Origin of the sequence: Flavobacterium turcicum (assembly GCF_011365745.1) — a bacterium.
GTDB lineage: Bacteria > Bacteroidota > Bacteroidia > Flavobacteriales > Flavobacteriaceae > Flavobacterium > Flavobacterium turcicum.
In genome coordinates, this window is sequence record NZ_JAAOBY010000001.1 from 212,235 (window position 1) to 230,188 (window position 17,954).

Annotated in this window: 18 protein-coding genes; 11 read left to right on the forward strand and 7 right to left on the reverse strand. The window is 35.4% G+C overall.

Annotated elements, in window-relative coordinates; translation table 11 throughout:
• The first annotated feature begins 35 nt into the window (after positions 1 to 35).
• Positions 36 to 1,244, forward strand: coding sequence for a hypothetical protein (locus tag G9Q29_RS00920; RefSeq protein WP_166132635.1), 1,209 nt, complete (start codon positions 36 to 38; stop codon positions 1,242 to 1,244).
• Here the strand turns inward: G9Q29_RS00920 and G9Q29_RS00925 are convergent.
• The 4 genes from G9Q29_RS00925 to G9Q29_RS00940 all read right to left on the reverse strand — a co-directional run bounded on the left by G9Q29_RS00925 (position 1,170) and on the right by G9Q29_RS00940 (position 4,837).
• The gene (locus tag G9Q29_RS00925; protein ID WP_166132636.1) at positions 1,170 to 2,393 is read right to left on the reverse strand and encodes an O-antigen ligase family protein; all 1,224 of its coding nucleotides are present in this window, start codon (positions 2,391 to 2,393) and stop codon (positions 1,170 to 1,172) included. The two genes, G9Q29_RS00920 and G9Q29_RS00925, sit on opposite strands and share 75 nt — an antisense overlap.
• Complete coding sequence (locus G9Q29_RS00930; protein ID WP_166132637.1) at positions 2,390 to 3,292, reverse strand: hypothetical protein; 903 nt, start codon at positions 3,290 to 3,292, stop codon at positions 2,390 to 2,392. The genes G9Q29_RS00925 and G9Q29_RS00930 overlap by 4 nt, the downstream gene beginning before the upstream one ends.
• Positions 3,285 to 4,520, reverse strand: coding sequence for an oligosaccharide flippase family protein (locus tag G9Q29_RS00935; RefSeq protein WP_166132638.1), 1,236 nt, complete (start codon positions 4,518 to 4,520; stop codon positions 3,285 to 3,287). The genes G9Q29_RS00930 and G9Q29_RS00935 overlap by 8 nt, the downstream gene beginning before the upstream one ends.
• A gap of 77 nt (positions 4,521 to 4,597) precedes the next feature.
• Positions 4,598 to 4,837 (reverse strand): hypothetical protein, encoded by a 240-nt coding sequence (locus G9Q29_RS00940; RefSeq protein ID WP_166132639.1) that lies wholly within the window; start codon positions 4,835 to 4,837, stop codon positions 4,598 to 4,600.
• Between the two features lie 220 nt (positions 4,838 to 5,057).
• Between G9Q29_RS00940 and G9Q29_RS00945 the strand changes: the two genes are divergently transcribed.
• The 6 genes from G9Q29_RS00945 (at position 5,058) to G9Q29_RS00970 (ending at position 11,189) form a co-directional block, all read left to right on the forward strand.
• Entirely contained in the window at positions 5,058 to 5,690 is a 633-nt protein-coding gene (locus G9Q29_RS00945; RefSeq protein ID WP_166132640.1) for a DapH/DapD/GlmU-related protein, read from the forward strand.
• On the forward strand, positions 5,691 to 6,716 hold the full coding sequence (locus G9Q29_RS00950) for a glycosyltransferase family 2 protein (protein ID WP_166132641.1): 1,026 nt from the start codon (positions 5,691 to 5,693) through the stop codon (positions 6,714 to 6,716).
• A 6-nt stretch (positions 6,717 to 6,722) separates the two neighbouring features.
• Positions 6,723 to 7,844, forward strand: coding sequence for a glycosyltransferase (locus tag G9Q29_RS00955; protein WP_166132642.1), 1,122 nt, complete (start codon positions 6,723 to 6,725; stop codon positions 7,842 to 7,844).
• Positions 7,845 to 7,906: 62 nt separating this feature from the next.
• The gene (locus G9Q29_RS00960) at positions 7,907 to 8,890 is read left to right on the forward strand and encodes a UDP-glucuronic acid decarboxylase family protein (RefSeq protein WP_166132643.1); all 984 of its coding nucleotides are present in this window, start codon (positions 7,907 to 7,909) and stop codon (positions 8,888 to 8,890) included.
• 180 nt (positions 8,891 to 9,070) lie between these two features.
• Positions 9,071 to 10,423 carry an exopolysaccharide biosynthesis polyprenyl glycosylphosphotransferase gene (locus tag G9Q29_RS00965; protein ID WP_166132644.1) on the forward strand — a complete coding sequence of 451 codons (1,353 nt, stop codon included), beginning with the start codon at positions 9,071 to 9,073 and terminating at the stop codon, positions 10,421 to 10,423.
• Between the two features lies 1 nt (position 10,424).
• Positions 10,425 to 11,189 (forward strand): glycosyltransferase family 2 protein, encoded by a 765-nt coding sequence (locus tag G9Q29_RS00970; protein WP_166132645.1) that lies wholly within the window; start codon positions 10,425 to 10,427, stop codon positions 11,187 to 11,189.
• On the opposite strand, the gene G9Q29_RS00975 is transcribed toward G9Q29_RS00970, so the two are convergent.
• Complete coding sequence (locus G9Q29_RS00975) at positions 11,190 to 12,500, reverse strand: phenylacetate--CoA ligase family protein (RefSeq protein ID WP_166132646.1); 1,311 nt, start codon at positions 12,498 to 12,500, stop codon at positions 11,190 to 11,192. It abuts the gene before it with no gap.
• Between the two features lie 132 nt (positions 12,501 to 12,632).
• Here G9Q29_RS00975 and purD point away from each other — a divergent pair, with 132 nt between their 5' ends.
• Positions 12,633 to 13,907, forward strand: a complete 1,275-nt coding sequence (gene purD, locus G9Q29_RS00980; RefSeq protein WP_166132647.1) for a phosphoribosylamine--glycine ligase — start codon at positions 12,633 to 12,635, stop codon at positions 13,905 to 13,907.
• Between the two features lie 43 nt (positions 13,908 to 13,950).
• Here purD and G9Q29_RS00985 read toward each other — a convergent pair whose 3' ends face one another.
• Complete coding sequence (locus tag G9Q29_RS00985; protein WP_166132648.1) at positions 13,951 to 14,181, reverse strand: DUF6341 family protein; 231 nt, start codon at positions 14,179 to 14,181, stop codon at positions 13,951 to 13,953.
• Between the two features lie 141 nt (positions 14,182 to 14,322).
• On the opposite strand from G9Q29_RS00985, the gene G9Q29_RS00990 reads away from it, so the two are divergent.
• Positions 14,323 to 15,252 (forward strand): DUF6427 family protein, encoded by a 930-nt coding sequence (locus tag G9Q29_RS00990; RefSeq protein ID WP_166132649.1) that lies wholly within the window; start codon positions 14,323 to 14,325, stop codon positions 15,250 to 15,252.
• Here G9Q29_RS00990 and upp read toward each other — a convergent pair.
• Complete coding sequence (gene upp / locus G9Q29_RS00995; protein WP_166132650.1) at positions 15,247 to 15,900, reverse strand: uracil phosphoribosyltransferase; 654 nt, start codon at positions 15,898 to 15,900, stop codon at positions 15,247 to 15,249. The two genes, G9Q29_RS00990 and upp, sit on opposite strands and share 6 nt — an antisense overlap.
• An 86-nt stretch (positions 15,901 to 15,986) precedes the next feature.
• Between upp and G9Q29_RS01000 the strand changes: the two genes are divergently transcribed.
• Entirely contained in the window at positions 15,987 to 16,592 is a 606-nt protein-coding gene (locus G9Q29_RS01000; RefSeq protein WP_166132651.1) for a DUF4254 domain-containing protein, read from the forward strand.
• A 200-nt stretch (positions 16,593 to 16,792) separates the two neighbouring features.
• Complete coding sequence (locus G9Q29_RS01005; protein WP_166133510.1) at positions 16,793 to 17,800, forward strand: glycosyltransferase family 9 protein; 1,008 nt, start codon at positions 16,793 to 16,795, stop codon at positions 17,798 to 17,800.
• Positions 17,801 to 17,954: the final 154 nt, after the last annotated feature.

The window sequence follows — 17,954 nt, forward strand, 5'->3', positions numbered from 1 at the left end:
ATTTTTTTTCCGGATAGGCTTTTTACAATAAACAAATGAAGAATGTTTTAAAAATCAAATTGACTAACGTAAAATGCCGGGAAATCGTTTTTCTTTTGGCGGTATTTTTATTGGTTGTTATCCCAAAAGGAGGTTTTAAAATAGCAGGAATTCCTATCACATGGGGATATTTGTTTTTAGGTTTTTTATCGGTTTTAAGCTTATTCATTATAGGTTTTAAAAGCCAGTTTAAAGTACCTAACAAAGCCTTTATTGCATACGTAGCAACCTTACCCTTCGTAGCTTATTTCACGCTTCATTTGCTTATCAATGGTTATCAAGGCAGTTTAGGAAACCTGATTTCGTTTTATGTAAGTTTTGTTTTTTTGCCGTTGCTGTTTTATATCTTTTTGAGTTCATTTCTAAAAAAAATAAACACAGCTTACATGGCTAATATCATTAGCCAAGCGGTTTTTATCGTGGCCTTGTACGGGATTTTTCTGTTCGTGTATAAGCAAGTTGTGGGGCATTTTCTAGAAATTCCATATTTAACTGTCAATGCAGGTGATTTAGGCGAATTAGATTCTTCCAAATTCAATCAACGAGGTTCGGTTAGTAAACTGATATCAACCTATAACAACGGTAATATTTTTGGGGTTTGTACCTTGATGCTGTTCCCAATATTTTATGAGTATACCAAATCAAAAATTAAAATTATCATTGTGGTATTGGCGTTATTACTCACTTTATCGCGTACAGTTTGGATTGGTTTGATTTTTTATTTTCTGTTTTTGTATCGCAACCAAGTCCTGAAATTACTCAAAGTTTATTTGTTGGGCGGACTTTTGTTGCTGTTTTTGGGTTCAATTATTATGACGCGTTACTTTCAATACGGTTCTCTTGGAGGTTTTATTTTGGACTCAAATCTAGGCGGACGAATTTTGCAAATCAGAAAATCAAACGAGATCACTTTCTTTGGCAGCACAGTCTACAATGCTATTGAAGAAATCGTGTATTTATCTATTTTTAAACAGTTTGGCTTGGTAGGATTGGCGTTGTTTTGCCTTTCTTTTTTTACGCCCGTTTACCTTTTTTTAAAAACCAAAAACAACAATTTCATTTATTTCATGGGTGTGATCACCTATTTATTTGTGTGTTTAAGTGACGGTTGCATTTTATTAATTCCCACCTTAGCTTTCTTTTATTTCATTTGTGTTATGACTTTTATTAGGGACAATGGCTCCCAGCAGCAGGACATCGCATAAAAAATAACAGTAAATACCGTACTGACGAACCAAAATATTTTCAGTTACAAAGGCAAAGAAAAACAATAAAGTGACTGAAAAATACAAGTAGTTTTGTTTTTGATAAGCCAGTCGCAATTTGGTGAACAAAATCATAACAAAAGCCACAAAAAGCAAAATACCACCTTTTAAAAAGTAATCTAGATATTGATTGTGAGAGTTTATGTTCTCTTTTGATAATTCCGAAAAACCATATTTGTCATAGCAAGCATTGAGTTGACTTTGAAGCGTATTAGGATTTGTTCCTAGTAAAAAAGAGTCGGTAATAGTTTGTAAACTGCAATAATTAATGGTGTATCTAGAGGAACTAGCGAGCTTATTTTCGAACAAAAAAACAAGATCGTCCCAATACCTTTGCGAAAGCGCCACCACAACACAAAACGTGATAAAAAGCAAGGCTAGCATTTTTTTTGAAAAAGCCAATTGATTGCTTTTTATCGCATAAAAATAATACAACAAAACTCCCAATAATAGCATCGAAAACAGCATCATTCTAGAATTAACAATGAGTAAACCTGTAACAAATACCAAGCACGAAAAACTATAAAACACGTTTTTGATGGTGGTTTTGGCAGTACTGCTAATCCAAATATTTACAAGCATTAAAAACGCAACGCTCATCCATAAACTGAGATAAGTGCCATGAATGTGCAAATGATTCTCGATATTAAATCGAGCAAAATACCAATTAAAATTATGGTTGGGAATATCGATGAGGTAGAATACAATTGTATATAAACTGAGCAATCCTACGCTGCCGCAAAAACTGAGCAGTATACGTGTTTTATGATTTAAAAAGGTTTGCGATTGGTATAGAAAGCTACTGCACAACGGAATTGCAAATAACAATAAAGTGTTGGCCAGCAAACTGACGCTTTTGGAACTGAAATACCATAAACAAACTGCTGAAAATAGTATATCTGCAGAGATAAAGGGTAAGTTAAAAGTATTTATTTTAAGAGATGCTCTCTTTATTTTGGTTAATAAAAGAACGCTACAACCAATCATTGTTATAGATTGAAAGGCTTCCCAAAAATACAAAACGGGTGAAATAGCCAACAGGTAGAGAAGGACTACGAGTAAAAGATCATCTTTGAGCAGCGTTTTCATTTTACTATTTTTTTAAATGCATCTCGAATGCCATTTTGCAGCCAAAGAGGTAAATATTCGCGGATAAATTGAATCAATTTTTTCTTCCATTTTAATCGAAATAAATCCCAAGTGCTAATATTTAATTCCAATGAATAAATTTCATCTTCTGCAATAAACCCTAATGAATTCCACTTTGTAGGATCATTTTCATGCAAGTTGGTAAAAGTGGTATAATTGCTAAGATCAATTTTTTTCCAAAACTCAAAAAAAGCCAAGTTATCTGAGTCATCTCGGTGTGACCAATTGGTTATTTTGGTATAAATTTCGTCTTCGTCACGGGCCCAAGATTGGTGCAATAAAATGAATTTTGTAATTATTTTATTGGAGTGTCTTGTGGCGCGCATGTATTTGTAATCAGGCCAATTGGTAGCTACTTCAATGGTATCGAGCGAATCTTTTACGTACAGGAAACCACCCTCTACTTTTTTGAAAAGCGTGATCCATTGTACTTGAATTTCAACGGCTTGTTGCTCAGGATTATCTAAGTAGTGTTTGTTTTGTTTTAAAAAATTAGTAAAACCTTTAAAGTCTTTAAAATATTCATCACTATCAATTTGAATGTGCCAGCCACCTTTTCCCATGGCCTGTGCTAATAAATTGCGCTCTCTAGTATCGTTTTGAGCTGGCGTATTTTCAGGGATGTAAAAGGTATCTTCGTATAAGACAATTTTGTTCGAAACATCAAATTGGCGTACCCATCCAAAAAATTCTGGAGCAATGTATAGCGGATTCCCACTCCAAGTTTTGCGTTCTCTATCTATAGCGAGCACAATCAAATCAGCCTCTTGATAAACTAAAGGAATGGATTGGTACAAATACTTAAAATCATACGAAACTAAAAATCCAACCTTAATCATGTTTGAAAAAATTTAATGTGCTATTGGTCCAGGTTTTATAATTTAAGTACAGGCAAATAAAAAGTTCCGTCAAAAGTAAGGCTGCAATCATACCTTCAACATGAAAGTAATACGTAAGCGCAAAAGACAAAATCAAATTAAGCATCAAACCAATACCATAAGCACTAAAGTAAATATTTTTTTGCTCATGCAACACTACCGACATGTAAGATGATTGATTGAGTGCGGCAATGAGTGGTAGCGGAGACAATAGCATCAAATACCAACTCGATTCTACAATATTTTGACTACTTAAAAAAGGAACAATCCAATCGGCAAAAAACCAAATAATAAGCATTCCAAAACTGTACAAAACCAAATACGATTTAAAAATATAACGCAAATAGCGATTCAATTGGTCTAAGTTACGAGTTCCTATTTGTACAATTTTCGGGAAAACACCTTGAAATAAAACGCCAATAGTATGTTTGCAAAGCATGATTATTTTTTCGGCAACACTATAAATACCAACAATTTTTGATTCAAAAAATAATCCTAGAATAAGTGTTCCCGAGTTTAAAATGGAGCAAATACTTAAGTTGGTCAAAAACATTTTAAAACCATTTTTTAATTCAGAAATAAGGGCTGAAATAGAAGTTTGGTGGTATCGAAATTCACATTTAAAATACAAATAAAGTAGCGCTGCAATAAACTGCAGACTATCAAATAAGGCTAGTATAAAAAACACGAAAGCAACGGTTTTAAATTTGGGTAAAACCAGCATTAACGTTAAAATTGCGCTTATTTTGAAAATAGTATTCAGGATAAAATACACGTTAATTTTATTGAGGCCAATGAAAATCCAGTGGGTATTTTGTGATCTCGAAAACAACAAGGCAAATAACGATAAACACAAAAGTAAATTGTTTTGAATGTCAGCGTAAAATTGTACGCAAACCAACAGGAGCAGCATTGATGGGATGAGCAACATTGCTTTGGTGCTTATTACAGAAGAGATATAGGTATTTAAAGCGAGTTTATCAGTACCTAATTGACCAATTTTCACAGGTCCTAAAATACTCCAAGAGTAATCATTTATTACGGCAATATAGTTGATTAGGGAAATACAAATTGCGATTAATCCGTAGGTCGTTATTCCAAAAACACTAATATAAAAAGGAATAAGCAGCACCGGAAAAAGGAAGTTGATAAAATTGATGCCAAAACTTAAAAAGACATTTTTAATCACAATTGTGGGTATGTAAAATAGAGGTTTCGCAAAAACGAAAACCTCTATGTTTTATTTCAATTTAATTTTAGTAGGTGTTATTGTTGAGCATCATCTGCGCTCCCTTGTGAGGTCCACGCACCTGATTTGTCTCCTCGCATAGTTACCTCACCTGTTTCGGTGTCTAAGATAAATAAACAAACTTCACCGCTATCCGTGCGTTGAATTACTGACATTTGGTACCTGCCTTTTGCCTCTTTTTCTGTTTTCTCTTTAGATGGTTCTTGACAAGCAGCTAGTATTGCAATCATGGCAATACTAAAAACTATTTTCTTCATTTTTTTTCCTTTTAAAAATCAATTCAAATGTAATTTTTTTAAAGCACACTACAAAATTATTCGAGGGAGAGCCTTTTTGATAGTCGATTCTTAAGTGGTAAAAAGCACCAATAAACTTTCTAAACTGTCTTGATGTTTGTGCAATGATAATTCTTATAAATCCAATAAAAAACTACCTTTGTTGAAATAGATTTTTGATCAAACAGAATACTGAAAGCCTATGAAAAAAATTGTTATGCGACTAGTAGATGCTCTTGCTTATGTTTGCAGCTTTCTAATGTCGTATTCGGTCATAAAGTACAGCAAGTATTTTAAGAACAGAATCTACGCTTTCATGGTCAAAAGAAACTTTAAAAACTGTGGTTCAAATTTTTACCTTGAAGCACCTATTTATCTCCATAATGCGCAGCACATTACCATTGGTGACGATTTTTATTGTTTTGAACGCTTGCGACTAGAATGTTTTGAGCGCCACAATGGCTATTCTTTTCAACCCAAAATTACCATTGGAAACAATGTAAGCATCAACTACGATTGTCATATCGCTTGTATCAACTCGATAACAATTGGTAACAATGTACTATTGGCTAGTAGGGTATTTATCACCGATCATTTTCATGGTTCGGTTGATGCGATTTCGTTACAAACTGCGCCAAACAAACGTCCTTTGGTTAGTAAAGGTCCTGTAGTTATTGAGGATAACGTATGGATAGGCGAGGGTGTGAGTATTATGCCAAATGTTAATATTGGTAAAAATTCTATAGTAGGTGCCAATGCTGTTGTTACCAAAAGTTTTCCAGCTAATTCAGTACTTGCGGGTAATCCTGCAGTTTGTATAAAAAGTATATCATAAATGCATAACACTACTTTAGAAAGCGGTTACAGTATTGCTATTCCGGCCTATGGACGACCGGTAGAATACGAGGCGCTTTTGCAATCTATTTTAGAAATGGATTTGTTGCCAAATGAAGTAATAGTTGCCGAAGATTGCTCTAAAGAACGCAATCAAATTAGGCAAATAAGCGAGCGTTTTCAAATTCTTTTTAGTTCAAAAAAAGTGGTTTTACAGTACCATGAAAACGAACATAATTTAGGTTACGACGCCAATATTCGAAAATTGATTGGCTTGTCTCAGTTCAAATGGGTTATTTTGATTGGCAACGACGATTTATTCTTGAAAGACGGTTTAACACACATTGCCGACTTTTGCGAAAGGCATTCTGAAATTGCTATGGTTTCACGACCATTTATTCGTTTTGAAACTAGTTTGCATGAACCTATTGGCGTTTCGCATATTTTGCCAGCAGAAACGTGTATCAAACAAGGAGACGATCCCAAGTTAATTTTTAGGTCTTGCGGCTTTGTTGGCGGACTTGTTATCAATACCGCGTGGGCAAATGAAAAAGCTACAACGCAATACGACGGCACTTTATACTATCAAATTTACCTCGCGGCCCATGCCTTTTGTACACAAGGAATTGGATATTTAGCACAGCCTTCGGTTGGTGGGCGTGCGGGTAATCCACCTTTGTTTGGTGAATCAGCCAAGGACGGAGCGCATCATATTCCAGGGGCCTATTCGGCGAAAGCCAGAGCCAAAATGTGGCGTGGCGTATTACAAATTGCTAAAGATGTAGGCACTCAGTACAATTACAATTTAGTGGATGCTTTGCGACAAGAGTTAATGGTTAGGCAAGCATTTCATATTTTTGAAATGAACGTGGGAGCAAGCAATGCTACTTTGAAAGAATTACGAGCAGAATTGACCAAATTGGATTTGTTTAGTCATTGGCTGCCTAAATCATTATTTTACCTTAATTTTATTTTTGGCAAATACGCCTATTATTTTTATTTCCTAATTCGAAAAGTAGCACAATAAGCCCGAATGAAAAAAGCATTAATTAACGATTGGTATTATGTAAATGGTGGTGCCGAAAAAGTAATTCATTCACTCAATGCGATTTGGGATGATTTTGATCATTATGCTTTAATCGATTTTTTGAATCAGTCTGATCGAGATTTTATTTTAAATGGCAAAAGTGCTGCTACCACTTTTGTTCAAAAATTACCTACTGCAAAGTCAAATCATCGTAAATTTTTGCAATTGTTTCCAAGCGCCATGTCTCAATTTGATTTAAGCGAGTACGATTTGGTTTTTAGTTCCTCCTCGTCAATTGCCAAAGGAGTGCGCACCAAGCCGGAGCAATTACATATTTGCTACTGTCATTCGCCTATGCGTTATGCCTGGGATTTGCAAGCGCAATATTTGCAAGATGCTGGCTTAAACAAAGGTTTAAAAGGCAAATATGCGCAATTTGTGTTGCGTAAAATGAGACAATGGGATTTACAAAACAGCCCTCAGGTATCACATTTTATTGCTAATTCAAAGTTTGTTGCCCAACGCATTAAAAGCATTTACCAGCGTGAAGCAACTGTGATTTATCCGCCAGTAAACACCTCTTTTTTTACACTTCAAGAAACGAAAAAGGATTATTTTTTTACAGCTTCCAGAATGGTTTCTTATAAAAAAATCCAACTTATTGTCGAAGCTTTTAACGAAATTCCTCATCATCAATTGATAGTGGCAGGAACGGGACCAGAGTTGGATGCGATCCAAAAAATTGCTAAATCTAATATTCAACTTGTGGGTTTTGTAGATCAAGAACAACTCAAGCATTTTTTACAAAATGCGAAAGCATTTGTTTTTGCTGCCGAAGAAGATTTTGGAATTGTTCCCGTCGAGGCTCAAGCTTGTGGCACTCCTGTAATTGCTTTTGGAAAAGGAGGCGTTCTTGAAACTGTACTTCCGGAGCAAACGGGTTTGTTTTTTCACGAACAAACTGCTCAATCCATTCAAGCTGCGGTCAAACTATTTGAAACCAAAAAATTCGATTTCAAAACGATTCGGGAACACGCTGAAAAGTTCTCAAAAGAACGTTTTGAATTGGAGATAAAAAACTTTGTAAACGAAAAGTACGAACTACATCAAAAGCAGTTTGTCATTTAAAAAAGTAAACCCAATAATTATAACTATTTTTGTTACCAATAAACTAGGAGTAACCATTTACTATGAAAAGAATTTTAATCACCGGCGCTGCAGGATTTTTAGGTTCACACCTTTGTGACCGTTTTATTAAAGAAGGATACTTTGTAATCGGGATGGACAATCTGATTACCGGAGATTTAAAGAATATTGAACATTTGTTTCAATTGGAACATTTTGAATTTTACCACCACGATATCACCAAGTTTGTACATATTCCTGGCGATTTAGATTATATTTTGCATTTTGCATCGCCTGCAAGTCCTATTGATTATTTAAAAATTCCAATTCAAACCTTAAAAGTTGGATCGTTGGGAACTCATAATTTGTTGGGTCTTGCTCGAGTTAAAAAAGCTAGAATCCTTATTGCATCCACCTCTGAAGTATATGGCGATCCTTTGGTACACCCACAAACTGAAGAATATTATGGCAACGTAAATACCATAGGACCACGCGGCGTGTATGACGAAGCCAAACGTTTTCAAGAATCAATCACGATGGCGTACCACACTTTTCATGGTGTAGAAACCAGAATTGTTCGAATTTTCAATACGTACGGACCAAGAATGCGCCTCAATGACGGACGTGTTATTCCTGCTTTTATTGGTCAAGCTATTCGTGGCGAGGACTTAACTATTTTTGGCGATGGCATGCAAACCCGTTCTTTTTGCTATGTTGACGATCAGGTAGAAGGTATTTTTAGATTGTTACATTCAGATTATGCTTTGCCCGTAAATATTGGAAACCCAGATGAAATCACCATTAAAGATTTTGCCGAAGAAATCATTAAACTAACAGGTACCAATCAAAAAGTGGTGTACCATCCCTTACCAATAAATGACCCATTACAGCGCCAGCCAGATATTACCAAAGCTAAAGAATTACTTGGTTGGGAAGCAAAAGTAGGTCGTGCCGAAGGAATGAAAATTACTTATGAGTATTTTAAATCTTTATCACCAGAGGAACTTTCTAGAGAGGAACACAAAGATTTTTCGAAATATATATTTTAAGTTGATTGCAAAAGTTAACCGAGAGGTAAATTGGTACTATGAAAAGGCTAGTTTAAGTAGAGGTTAAATTATACAAAAGTTTCAATCAATCAGCCAATATACTCCTCCAGAAAAGTTATTTTAGCCCAACTTAGTAAATGGCAAGTGCGAATTGCGTACTATTTTTAATTTGAACCAACAGTGAAAACCAAAACAGGAAGATATTCGGGCTACATTCGTCCTTTTTCTTTTATAGTTGATATGAGCATTCTCAATATAGGTGCAATTTATCTGACTGATTTTCCTATGCATTTCATTTTGTACCCGCTCAGTATTAGTTTGAGTTGGTTTATCATTGCTGCAAGTTTGGGGTTTTATGAAGTGTACCGATATACCAAAGTAATCGCTATTCTTAATTGTGCTTTAAAACAAGTTATTTTGTTTGGTCTTTTTTGCATGGCTTTGGCCTTTTTTCATTCTGATAACTCGAGTTTTCACAAAATAGTTGTGTACACCAGTACAACTTTTGCCCTAATCATGACGGTAAAATTGTGTATTTACTACTTTCTTAAAAAATTCAGAGTACTTTACGGAGGGAATTTCCGAAAAGTAATTTTGGTTGGAAATTCCAAAAGCGTGTCACCATTACAACATTTTTTTACCGAAAATCCGGATTACGGCTATAAACTAGAACATGTTTTTGACTTAGAAAAAGAGAAATCATTGCAATTACAAAAATGTTTTGCATTTGTACTCGAAAATAAAATTGATGAAATCTATTGCGCCATGGGCGAATTAAGTCAAAAACAAATTAATGACTTGGTGTATTTTGCGGATAATAATTTAAAAACACTCAAGTTTATTCCTAGCGAAAAACAAATCGTTTCTCGCAATTTTACATTTGAGTATTACGATTATATTCCGGTGATTTCCTTACGCAATATTTTGCTCGATGATACACTCAATAAATTTATAAAACGCATTTTTGATATTGTATTTTCTTTATTGGTAATCATTGGTGTTTTATCTTGGCTAAGTATTATACTAGCCATCATAATCAAATGGCAATCCAAAGGGCCATTGTTTTTTATCCAAAAGAGAAACGGTTTGAATTATAAAGAATTCAATTGCTACAAGTTCAGATCGATGGAAATTAACGATGAAGCACACATCAATCAGGTTCGAAAAAACGATGCTAGAGTAACCAGAATTGGCCGATTCATGCGCAAAACAAGTATTGATGAGTTGCCTCAATTTTTTAATGTATTGCTAGGAGACATGTCGGTTGTAGGTCCTAGGCCGCACATGGTGAGTCATACCGAAATGTATGCGCTAAAAATAGATAAGTTTATGGTGCGTCATTTTGTGAAACCAGGAATTACCGGCTTGGCGCAAACCAAAGGTTATCGTGGCGAAGTCGAAACAGACGAAGACATCATTAACCGTGTGAAATACGACATTTTTTACATGGAAAACTGGTCTATTTTATTGGATATAAAAATCATATTTGACACTATTTACAACACCTTACGAGGTGATACAAAAGCGTACTAGCATGCAAAACGAATTGGTATCGATACTTACTCCTTCTTTTAATTCTGCTCCATTCATAGCAGCAACAATCGCATCGGTACAAGCCCAAACCCATTCCAATTGGGAGTTAATTATTATTGACGATGCTTCTTCTGATGAAACGGTTGCTATTGTCAAAGCTTTGGCACAAAATGATAGTCGTATTCATTGTATTGCATTGCCAAAAAATCAAGGAACAGGCGTAGCTAGAAATACCGGATTGCAAGTAGCCAAAGGTAAGTATATTGCTTTTTTAGATGCTGATGATTTGTGGAAACCTCACAAGTTGGCTACCCAAATAGCGTTCATGAAAAAGCAACAATTGGCCGTCACTTATTCTTTTTACGATTGTATTGATGAGGTTGGATTGCCGCTGAACAAAATCATCACCGCACCGCTAGTATTGCGATACCAGCACTTGTTTTTTTGCAACTTTGTTGGCAATCTCACAGGTATTTATGATAGAAGTATTTTAGGTACTATACCTATTCCTACTGCCCGAAAACGGCAAGATTGGATGCATTGGCTGTCTATTTTACAAAAAACAAAAACAGCTCACGTAGTTCCTGAAAGTTTGGCTTATTATCGCGTCAGAAACAATTCTATATCAGCATCAAAACTAGAGTTGATCAAACACAATTTTGCAGTTTACACTCAATTTCATGGTTACAATTTTATAAAAGCAAGTTTTTGTATGATGGGTTTTTTGGTAGTGCAACTTTTGATAAAACCTAGATTTAAAAAGTAACTACAACAACGAACTAAATTGTTTTAATTTACCTCTTTGGCTACGGTTTAATTTTTCTTTACGGACAAAAGTAAAATGCAAGTTAGGTTCTAAATACAAGGCAATAGCAGCTTCAATTTTTTGTATTTGCGCAGGAAGTAAGGTTGTTGCGCTCACATACTCAATCTCAAACTGATCCAAAGCAATCTGTTTGATGATGAATTCTTTCACATTGCCATCATCTTCTATAATGCTTTTGGTCACATAATAAAAAGTTAAGCCTGCTGCTTTTTTTCCGCTAGGTAAAACAGCCACATCATTGGTACGACCTATAAGTTCCTTTAAAATAGGTTTTTGGAGTGTACTTTTTTCATCAAGCGTTCCAATATCGCCAATATCATAACGAATAAAAGGATGCGCTTTATTAAACAAAGAGGTAATTACAACACGACCGGCAGTGCCATTGGGAACTACTTGGTTCTGCTCATCCAGAATTTCAACAAACAGTGTTTCGGCATTTACTTGCCACTCATTTTCAAGGTTTTGAAACGCAATTAAATCCAGTTCTGAGGCACCGTATTCATTCACAACCGGAATTCCGAATTGATTCTCTAGCAGTATTTTATCTGATGCAAAAAGCATTTCGGAGGTGACAATACACACTTTTAAACTCGGACAAATGTCTTTTAAAACGATGTTTTGGTGTTGCAAATATTTAGCAAATACTACAATTGCGCTGGTGTAACCGTTGATGTAATCGAATTTTTTAGTTCGAAAATGCTGTACATAATTGGCTAAAACTGCATCTGATAAATCAAAAATTGGGAAACGATACCGCTTGCCCAACCAATCTTTAAAACGTTCCTTTTTGTAGCCAACAAAATCAAGTGGAATACCATAAAAACGGGCTTGATAGGAGGAGTTAAAATCAATTCCGTACCAACCAAATCGGTATTTATTGGATGCCCAAGTCAAAGCATGCGACCATTTATCTTTGGCAAATACAAATGGAGTACCGCTAGATCCTGAGGTTTTATTGGTATATAAAGCTTTTGATTTGTAGGGCAAAGACAGCCGATCTTGCAAGGTTGTTTGTAAATTAGCTTTGGTCAAAACAGGCAAGTCTTCCCAATTGGGTGATGAATTTGTCCTTATCAAATCAGCGTAAAAAGGATTGTTTTTCAGGTGATAAGCAACTATTTCCTGTTTTTTTTGCGCCAAAAAACTTTGGTGTTCTGCTGCTAACATTGCATTGATAGCAAGCAACTCAGCACAAGCTTTCTTGATTGGAAAGCCATTGATTTGAAGCGATAAATCAAATAATGGAAACATAGAGCGGTAGCAATTTTTTCAAAAATAATATTAAGTAGCAACTTAAACGGGGTAAAAGGGAAGTTTTTGGTAATTAATTATTTTTTGAGTACAAAAGCAATTATTTTTGTGCCACAACTAAAAACAACACACATGACTATTTTACTTTTGGGTTCTGGCGGTAGAGAACATGCTTTTGCATGGAAAATGCTTCAGAGTCCGCTTTGCGAAAAACTTTTTGTAGCCCCAGGAAATGCAGGTACTGCTGCCATTGCAACTAATGTAGCTATTAGCCCAACTGATTTTGATGCACTTAAACTTTTTGTGCTTGAAAATCAAGTAGACATGGTTGTGGTTGGTCCAGAAGATCCTTTAGTAAAAGGTATTTTTGATTATTTCCAAAAGGATCCGCAATTGAGTTCGATTCCGGTAATAGGACCCTCTCAACTAGGAGCGCAACTAGAAGGTAGTAAAGAATTTGCTAAGGAATTTTTAATGCGACATGCCATTCCTACTGCTGCTTATGATAGTTTTACAGCAGAAACAGTAGAGAGCGGTTGTGCTTTTTTAGAAACTTTACAACCTCCGTATGTTTTAAAAGCCGATGGTTTGGCAGCCGGAAAAGGGGTGTTAATTATCCAAGATTTAGACGAAGCAAAACAAGAATTACGAAACATGCTTGTTCATCAAAAATTTGGTGCAGCGAGTGCTAAAGTGGTTATCGAAGAATTTCTTGATGGTATTGAGCTTAGCTGTTTTGTTTTGACTGACGGAAAAAGCTATAAAATTTTGCCAACAGCCAAAGATTACAAACGTATTGGCGAAGGCGATACTGGTTTGAATACAGGCGGTATGGGTGCTGTTTCTCCTGTGCCTTATGTTGATGCTGTTTTGATGGAAAAAATAGAAACTCGCATTGTAAAACCTACAATTGATGGGTTTCAAAAAGATGGAATTCCGTACAAAGGATTTGTTTTTATTGGACTTATCAATGTAAACAACGAACCTATCGTAATTGAATACAATGTGCGTATGGGCGATCCTGAAACCGAAGTAGTTATTCCAAGATTAAAAACTGATTTAGTCGAGCTGTTTTTGGCTGTAGCCGATCAACGTTTGAACGAAATAGAGCTCGAGATTGATTCTCGTAGTGCGGCTACTGTTATGGTAGTATCTGGTGGATATCCAGAAGATTTTGAGAAAGGAAAAGTAATTTCTGGACTTGAAAACGTAACTGATTCGATCGTTTTTCATGCAGGAACAAAACTAGAACAAGACCAAGTGGTAACTAACGGCGGACGTGTTTTGGCCATTACATCGTATGGAATTGATTTTGAATCGGCCACAAAAAAATCTTATCAAAACATAGATCAACTTCATTTTGATAAAATGTATTTTAGAAAAGATATCGGCAACGACCTAAAGTAATATCCTTAAAAAAATAAAACCTCCATCAGGAGGTTTTGCTTTTTTATTTTAAGAACGAATGTGCTGTGGTATCTTGATTTTCAGTACCTGCATCGTCAAAAATACGTAATTGCTTAATCCAGTAAACGATTGCTGCTGCACAAATAATCATAAAAATCCAGTTGATTGTGTTAGCTGCAAACCAAGAAGTAAGCTCTAATGAACGTAAAAAATCTAGTGGAGCAAATAAAATATCTACGAATAAATATTGTATGCCTTCAAAAAATGCCTTCATAATATGTCAAATTAATTTTTAAACTAAATCATTCAGTAATTCAGACTGCTAACGCTTCAAAAGAAAGATTCTTTCTTAGCAAGTACAGTTACTTTTTAAACAAGTCTTATATTTACCACCACAAAAGTATAAAATATCCGTATGATAACAAGTGTTTTTAGAAAATCTACACCGTTAAATTTTGCATTAGTGGTACTATTGATGCTGGTTTTCTTTTCGTTGTACCATTTGCAAGCACATCCTGCTGCCATAGCGGTTCTTGAATGGGTAAAAATGGGTGCTTTATTTTTAGTCTTGATTGGTTCTATTTTCTTAACGGATTTTATAGCTAAGCGCAACGGGCTGAGTAAAGACAGTACTTACACTGTATTTTTTTACTTTTTGTTTCTGCTGTTTTTTCCAGATGTGTTAAACAATACCAACCTGATTGTCTCTAACTTTTTTCTGCTTTTGGCTTTACGCCGATTGATTTCTTTGCAATCGCTTAAGGCATCTAAAGAAAAAATATTTGATGCCTCGTTGTGGATTTTCATCGCAGCCTTGTTTCATTTTTGGAACATTTTGTACATCGTACTGGTTTTCATTTCTATTTTATTTCACGTAGCCCGTGATTACAGAAACTGGATTTTACCATTTATCGCTTTTGTAGTGTCGGTAATTTTATTTTTACTCTTTGGAACTGTATTTAATTTTGATCTTACAAACTATCTTGTCAACAGCGTTCAAGTTGATTTTGCCTTAGATTATTTTACTAATAATTATCAAAACGGAGCTTTGTCGCTCTATGCTACGGTGGTATTGTTTTTTGTGGTATCCATGTTGGCTACTTTATCTAACAGACCGCAACTGTTGCACACATCGTATAAAAAAATTGTTGCTGCGCTTTTTATTGGTATTTTGGTGTATGTGTTATCAGCCAATAAAAGCAACGATATTCTCATTTTTACCATGGCACCTTTAGCCATTATGGCTAGCAGTCATATCGAAATTCCGCAGGAAAAACTCAAACAAGAGCTTGTATTTGGTGTGTTAATTTTGTGTAGTTTGTTTGCTTTTTTCTCGCAGTTATAGTTTTTTACCATACGCCAAGTCGCCAGCATCGCCAAGACCAGGAACAATATAACTTTGTTCGTTTAATTTTTCATCTAAGGCCGCAACCCATAAATGACAATGGTCTGGCAAATGTTGCTCTAGGTACGCAATACCTTCGGGAGCGGCAATTACAACTGCAATATGAATTTCTTTGGGAGCACTGTTTTCCATTAGTTTATTAAAAACAGCCACGAGTGATTGTCCTGTCGCCAACATTGGATCTACAAGAATTAAATTCTTTCCGTTTAAATCAGAAATAGCTTGGTATTGTACCAAAATTTCAAAATTTTCATCGTTATTGGGGTGGTTTCGGTAAGCTGATATGAAACCATTTTCGGCATCATCAAAATAATTCAAAAACCCTAAATGCAAAGGCAATCCTGCCCGCAGTACAGAACACAAAACCAATTGATCAGCTATCGCAGTAGTGGTTTTTGTACCTAATGGTGTTGGTATTGCTACAGTTTTGTAGGTCATATTTTTACTCAACTCATACGCCATAATTTCGCCAATGCGTTCAATATTTCTGCGAAAACGCATGCTATCGTTCTGCACGGTAACATTTCGAATTTGCGCTAAAAAGTGATTCAATACGCTGTTTCCTTCTGATAGATAATGAATTTGCATGACGATTTTAAGGTATTTAAACTTGTGATTATTTTTTGACGGGATAAAAGTATAAAAAGTATCTTTGCTTTTTAATATATAAAGATATGTTTTCAAAATTAGCGTACTCCGTATTCGAGCAAAGTATCATCGATTATCACAAGTTTGATAATGTTGATCAGCCTATAAACAATCCTTATCCAAAGGATAAATTTGAACATTTGTTGTACCACAAAAACTGGATTGACACCGTTCAATGGCATTTTGAGGATATTATTCGTGATCCAAACATTGATCCGGTAGCGGCTTTAACTTTGAAAAGAAGAATTGATGCTTCTAATCAAGAACGTACCGATATGGTTGAGTATACAGATAGTTACTTTTTGCAAAAATACAGCCATGTTGTAGTAAAAGAAAATGCCAAAATCAACTCTGAAAGTCCTGCTTGGGCCTTTGACCGTTTGTCTATTTTAGCATTAAAAATCTACCACATGCAAGAAGAGGCTACCCGTGCAGAAGCATCGCAAGACCACCGCGACAAATGCCAAGCTAAATTGAATGTATTGTTAGAGCAGCGCACTGATTTGTCAACTGCAATTGATGATTTATTGACAGATATTGAAAACGGCGACAAATTCATGAAAGTGTACAAGCAAATGAAAATGTACAACGATGATGAATTGAATCCTGTTTTGTACCAAAATAAAAAATAATTTACGAAGCTATTCCAGCTTTCCATTACAATTCCTCACCCAAGCAGTGCCGTTTTTTTGGGTTTAAAAAGAGCTTCCGTTGGTCGCTTTTTTAAACCCAAAAACGTTGCCGCTTGAGTTCCGGGATTTTCATTTCAATTTGGGCTAGTAAGCATAATAAAACACATTAATTGTCAATTACCGCTACACATATCGCTGTAATGCGCCTTTCCGCAATGGGAGATGTCGCCATGACGGTTCCTGTTTTAAGAGCTCTAGTAAACCAACATCCACAACTTAAGATCACGGTTATTTCCAGACCTTTTTTCAAACCTTTTTTTGAAGGAATCCAAAACCTTACTTTTTTTGCTTTTGACGATAAAGAACGCCACAAAGGATTACTTGGATTGCTGCGTTTGTTCCAAGATTTGAAAGGTTTACAAATTGATGCTTTCGCAGACTTACACAACGTTTTACGCTCTAAAATTGTCCGAAATCTTTTTGCGCTAAGCGGAAAAAAAGTAGCAGCGGTTGATAAAGGCCGCAAAGGCAAAAAAGAACTCACTCGTGCCGAAAATAAAGTATTTCAGCAATTACCTACCATGTTTGAAAGACATGTAAAAGTATTCGATCAACTCGGTTTTACAGTTGATTTATCTCAACCCGAGTTTCCTTCCAAAGCAGTTTTGACTCCTGAAATTGCAGCATTACTTGGTACAAATTACAAGAAATTAATCGGAATTGCTCCTTTTGCACAATACACTTCAAAAGTATATCCGCTTGATTTAATGCAACAAGTAATAGATCAATTAGCATTAGATACAACCCAAACCATTTTACTTTTTGGCGGCGGAGTGAATGAAATTCAACAATTAAATGCCTTAGCGTCACAGTATAAAAATGTGGTGGTAGTAGCTGGAAAAATCAAATTTCAGCAAGAATTACAACTGATTAGTAATCTAGATGTAATGCTTTCTATGGATTCCGGCAATGCACATATTGCTGCTATGCTGGGCGTAAAAGTCATTACACTTTGGGGCGCAACGCATCCATTTGCCGGATTCTTACCATTCAATCAACCATTTGAAAATGCAATAACCGCTGATAGAAAACAATTCCCTATGTTACCAACTTCGGTTTACGGCAATAAAAATGTGCCTGGTTACGAAGATGCCATGCGAACAATTACTCCTGAAACGGTAGTTACCAAAATTCAAAAAGCACTTTAAATTCCTGTCGAAGCTTTTTGCAACTGTTTTTATCACCTCCGATTGCGAATAAAAAGCCTTTTCACGTAAGAAAAACTTTAACACATTTATAACAATTCGTAAAGATTACGTAGTACGAATAATACTATTTTTGGTCTGTCTGCGTTGTAAGTAA